The organism is Actinomycetota bacterium (genome assembly GCA_030774015.1).
Classification (GTDB): Bacteria; Actinomycetota; UBA4738; order UBA4738; family JACQTL01; genus JALYLZ01.
On the sequence record JALYLZ010000032.1, the window covers coordinates 1 to 5,222 of the forward strand.

5 protein-coding genes are annotated in these 5,222 nt (G+C 71.3%); all 5 read left to right on the forward strand.

Annotated elements, in window-relative coordinates; translation table 11 throughout:
- On the forward strand, nucleotides 1-370 hold a 370-nt coding region (locus tag M3Q23_02910; GenBank protein ID MDP9341062.1), incomplete at its 5' end, for an FHA domain-containing protein.
- Nucleotides 370-864, forward strand: a complete 495-nt coding sequence (locus M3Q23_02915; protein ID MDP9341063.1) for an FHA domain-containing protein — start codon at nucleotides 370-372, stop codon at nucleotides 862-864. The genes M3Q23_02910 and M3Q23_02915, both read left to right, overlap by 1 nt.
- A gap of 46 nt (nucleotides 865-910) precedes the next feature.
- Nucleotides 911-2,290, forward strand: a complete 1,380-nt coding sequence (locus M3Q23_02920) for a Stp1/IreP family PP2C-type Ser/Thr phosphatase (GenBank protein MDP9341064.1) — start codon at nucleotides 911-913, stop codon at nucleotides 2,288-2,290.
- Nucleotides 2,287-3,615 (forward strand): FtsW/RodA/SpoVE family cell cycle protein, encoded by a 1,329-nt coding sequence (locus M3Q23_02925; protein MDP9341065.1) that lies wholly within the window; start codon nucleotides 2,287-2,289, stop codon nucleotides 3,613-3,615. The genes M3Q23_02920 and M3Q23_02925 overlap by 4 nt, the downstream gene beginning before the upstream one ends.
- Nucleotide 3,616: 1 nt before the next feature.
- On the forward strand, nucleotides 3,617-5,101 hold the full coding sequence (locus M3Q23_02930) for a penicillin-binding protein 2 (GenBank protein ID MDP9341066.1): 1,485 nt from the start codon (nucleotides 3,617-3,619) through the stop codon (nucleotides 5,099-5,101).
- Nucleotides 5,102-5,222 lie beyond the last annotated feature (121 nt).

Sequence of the window (5,222 nt, forward strand, 5' to 3'; positions counted from 1 at the left end):
GAGCCGCGCGCCGAGCCGCGCTTCGAGCCGCGCGCCGGCCCGCGAACGGGGAGCGAGGTCCGGCGCCCGAGCGCCTGCCGCCGGAGGCGAGCTGGTGCTGCTGGAGGACGGACGGCCGGTGAAGACCTACCCGCTCAGCAAGCACGTGGTGACGCTGGGGCGGCTGGCCGACTGCGACGTGGTGCTGTCCGACCCCGGGGCCTCCCGCCACCACGCCGAGATTCGCCGGGAGAACGGCTCCTACGTCATCATCGACCTCGGTTCCACCAACGGCACCATGGTCAACGAGGCCACCGTCGACGAGCGACAGCTGGAGGAGGGCGACCGCATCACGATCGGCCGGACGGTGCTCGAGTTCCGGGGATCCTGATGCCGCCGCTCGCGGCGGCCGTCTCCCCGTTCGTCCTGTCGGTCCTGAAGTACGCCTTCCTCGCGCTGGTGTACTTCTTCGTGTTCCGGGCCCTTCGAACGGTGGCCGTGGACGTGGCGGGACGGCGGAGCCGGGCCCCCGACACCCGGCCGTCCCGGCCCGTGGCGAGAGGAGCGACGCCCACCCGGGCCGGCAAGGGAAAGGCGCCCACCTCGGTGGTGGTCCGGGACGAGGCCGGCAAGAAGCTGGACTCGGTTCCGCTGGCCGGCGCCGTGCAGATCGGGCGGGCGGAGGCCTGCCACGTGCGGATCGAGGACCGCTACGCCTCCCAGTTCCACGCCCGGCTGTACTCCAAGAACGGGGCCTGGTACGTGGAAGACCTGGGGTCCACCAACGGGACCTACCTGAACCAGCAGCGGGTCAGCGGTTCGGCCCAGGTCCAGGCGGGGGATCATATCCGCATCGGGAAGACGACCCTGGAGTTGAAGCGATGACCGGATCCGGGGAGCCCCGAGCGGGGAGAGCGGGGGAGACGACCGCGTGAGAATCCGAGTCGGGGCCGCCACGGACGTCGGACGGGCCCGCGAGCGCAACGAGGACTCGCTGCTCGCGGCGCCGCCTTTGTACGCCGTGGCCGACGGCATGGGCGGGCACCGCGGCGGGAACGTCGCGTCGGCCCTGGCCCTCCAGGTCCTGTCGCGGGTCGGCGACGGCTCCTGGGACCGCCTGGCCGACCAGGTCAAGGAGGCCAACCGGGCCATCCTGGAACGCGCGCAGGGCGACCGCAGCCTGTCCGGGATGGGCACCACGCTCACCGCGGCGTTCATGGAGGGCGACGTCATCCACCTCGCACACGTGGGGGACTCCCGGGCCTACCTGCTGCGCGACGGTGAGCTCCACCGGCTGACCGAAGACCACACGCTGGTCCACCGGATGGCCATGGAGGGCAGGATCACCGAGGCGGAGGAGGAGACCCACCCGCAGCGGAGCATCCTGATCCGGGCCCTGGGGGTCGAGGAGCCCGTAGAGGTGGACGAGGTCCCGGTGCACGCGCTGGCGGGGGACCGCATCCTGCTGTGCTCCGACGGGCTGCATTCCATGGTCCCCGAGGAGGACATCCGCCGCACGCTGGAGGCGGCGTCCGACGCCCAGGAGGCGGCCGACCACCTGGTGGAGCTGGCCAACCGGGCCGGGGGCCTCGACAACATCACCGTGGTCGTCCTGGAGTTCGAGCCCGGCGAGGGCGTGGACCTGGCCGACCGGGCCGCCCGGGACAGTGTCCGAGACGGCGGCGGGGACGGCGGGGACGGCGGCGCGCGGGCCACGGAGCCCGATTCGGGCGCCCCGCCATCGGCGGACGCTGAATCCGCGCCGGCCGCTCCCGACGTGCCGCCCGCGCCGGCCGGCTCCGACATCACCCAGATCGGCGCGGTCCCCATCCCACCGGGTCGGGTCCGCCGCGACGATACCGCGGTCATGCGCGCCCCGGGCGGGACCACGACGGCCACGATGTCCGCTCCGACCACGGTCCCACCCACCGGGACCTTCCAGCGGAACCGAAAGCGCCGCCGGCGGCGCCTCCTCGCATGGATCGGGGGCCTCGTGCTGCTGCTGGTGGCGGCGGGAGTCGGATTCCGCCTCTACCTCGACACGCAGTGGTTCGTCGGGGTGGACGGGGGGAAGGTGGCGGTGTTCCGGGGGATCCCCTCGGAGTTCATCGGGGCCAAGCTGTACGGCCTGGTCGAGAGGACGGACCTGTCGGCCGCCGCGGTCCAGCCGCTGCGCTCGTCGTGGCAGGACCTCCAGGGCGGCCTCGACCCCGTGAGCAGCAAGGCAAAGGCGGATCTGATCGTGACGAACATGCGGGCCAGGCTCACGGAGGTACGTCAGACGGGGGCGGAGAAGAGCACCTCCGGATGATCGAGGCGCAGGCGGCCTCGCCGCCCCGCGGGCGCTCGGGCGTGCAGCTCGCCCTCACCATCCTGGCCGCGCTCCTCGCCCTGGGCGCCTACGCCCTGGTGGTGCTGGGACGCCACGAGAAGCTCTCGGCGAGGCTGCCGGTGTACGTCGTGCTGTTCGTGGGCGGCTACGTCGTCGTGCACCTGCTGATCCGCCGGCTGGCGCCCGGTGCCGAGCCGGCATTCTTTCCCGCCGCCGGCCTGCTGGTCGGCATCGGGTTCGCCATGATCTACCGCCTGGACCACCACCTTTCGATCCAGCAGGCCCAGTGGCTGGTGGTGAGCCTGGTCGCGTTCGGGCTGACGCTGTGGCTGGTGCGCGACCACCGGCAGCTCGACGCCTTCACGTACACGATCGGGCTGGCGGGCGTGGTCCTGCTGCTGCTGCCGATCGTCCCGGGCCTCGGACAGGAGATCAACGGCTCGCGGGTGTGGATCGGCCTGGGCTCGCTGCACTTCCAGCCCGCGGAGCTCGGGAAGGTGGCCATCGCCATCTTCCTGGCCTCGTACCTGAACACCAAGCGGGAGCTGCTCCAGGTCGCGCCGGGACGGCTGGGGCCCTTCCAGCTCCCCCAGGCCAAGCATCTGGGCCCCGTGCTGCTGGCGTGGGGGGTAGCCCTGGCGGTGCTGTTCTTCGAGAAGGACCTGGGGACCTCGCTGCTGTACTTCGCCATCTTCGTGGTGATGCTGTGGGTGGCCACGGCCCGCGGCGCCTATCTGGTGGTGGGCGCGATCCTGTTCGCGATCGGCGCGCTTCTGGCCGCCTCCACGTTCAGCCATGTGAAGGACCGCGTGGAGATCTGGCAGCACGCCCTGGAGCCGCAGTTCGTCCACGATCAGGGCTACCAGCTGGCCCAGGGCGAGTTCGCCATGGCCACGGGCGGGATCGGCGGGAGCGGGCTGGGCCGGGGCCAGCCCCAGACCATCCCGTACGCGGCCACCGACTTCATCTTCGCGGCCATCGGCGAGGAGCTCGGGATGCTCGGCACCACAGCGGTGCTGCTGCTGTTTCTGACGCTGGTGGGCAAGGGGCTGAAGGTCGCCACCGAGCAGCAGGACGGCTTCGGACAGCTCCTGGCCGCCGGGCTGGCGGCCATCCTCGGGCTCCAAGGGTTCATCATCGTCGGCGGCGTCACCCGGGTCATCCCGCTGACCGGCATCACGTTACCGTTCGTGTCCTACGGGGGCTCCAGCCTCCTGGCGAACTTCATCCTGCTGGCCCTGCTGATCCGGATCTCCGCGGGGCCGGCGCCGCGTCGCCGGGCGCCCGCCGCCGAGGGAGCCTGAGGTGGACCGCCAGATCCGCCGGCTGGGGTTCGCGCTGGGGGTGCTGTTCGCGATCCTGTTCGCGCAGGTCAACTACATCCAGGTGTTCGCGGCGAGCTCCCTGGCGAACAACCCTGCCAACGCGCGCCTGATCATCCAGGAGTACTCGGTGGACCGGGGCGAGATCCTGGCCCGGGACGAGCGCACCGTGCTGGCCAAGAGCGTGCCCACGCCGGGGCGGCTGAAGTTCCTTCGCCGGTACCCCGACGGCTCGCTGTACGGCGACATCACCGGGTTCTATTCGCTGGTGTACGGCCGGAGCCGCCTGGAGCAGAACTACAACGACTACCTCGCCGCGCGGTCCACGGACCTCCTGCCGACCAGCCTGGAGGACGAGATCCTGGACCGGCCCAAGCGGGGCGCCAGCATCGTCACCACGATCGACCCCAAGATCCAGCAGGCCGCCCAGAACGCGCTGAACTCCGCCCAGAACGGGAGCGGCGGCGCGGTGGTGGCCCTGGACCCACGCACCGGCGAGGTGCTGGCCATGGTCAGCATCCCCTCCTACGACCCCAACAGCCTGTCGTCGCACAATCCGGACGCCATCCGCAGGGCCTGGAAGCAGCTGAACGACGACCCCAGCAAGCCCCTGCTGTCGAACGCGTCCGACCAGATCTATCCGCCCGGGTCGACGTTCAAGCTGGTGGACATGGCGGCGGCCCTGGAGAACGGGATGACGCCGAACACCCAGCTCCCCAACCCGCCGGCCCTGAAGCTTCCCCAGACCACCCACGTGCTGCACAACTTCGGCGGGGAGGTCTGCAACGGAGGGGCGCCCACCATCACGCTGGCCGACGCGCTCACCATCTCGTGCGACGTGACCTTCGCCGAGCTCGGGCTGAAGCTCGGCGCGCAGAAGCTGTACGACCAGGCCCGCGCGTTCGGGTTCGACCAGCAGGTGACGTTCGACGTGCCGTTCGCGGAGGGGCAGTTCCCGCCGCCGTCGTTCTTCCCGGACCGGCTGCCCGCGCTGGCCTTCTCGGCCATCGGCCAGCAGGACGTGGCGGCCAACCCGCTCCAGATGGCCCTGGTGGCCGCCGCCATCGCGAACGGCGGTACGGAGATGCAGCCGCGCCTGGTCCGCCAGGTCCTCGACCCGAACGGCGTGGTCATCCACACCTACGGCCCCCACGTCTACGGCCGCCCCATCTCCTCGGCCACGGCCGCCGCCATGACCCAGATGATGATCAGCGTGGTCCAGCGGGGAACCGGGACCCAGGCACAGATCCCCGGGGTGCAGGTGGCCGGCAAGACCGGGACGGCGCAGACGTCGAACGGGAATCCCCACGCCTGGTTCGTGGCGTTCGCTCCGGCGGACAACCCGCAGATCGTTGTGGCCGTAGTGGTGCTGAACGGCGGCACGCTCCAGGCCGAGGCCACCGGCGGCACGGTCGCCGCGCCGGTGGCGAAGGCCGTGATCGAGGCGGCGCTGGGGGCAAGCGGATGAGACACCCTTTGTCAACCACCGGCGGGTCAGGCGGCCCTCGGGACTCGTCCGAGCGCCCGGTTGCGGTTTGCGACGTGGACGGTCTCGTCGTACAGAAGGCCCTTTCGGAGGCAGTGCCACA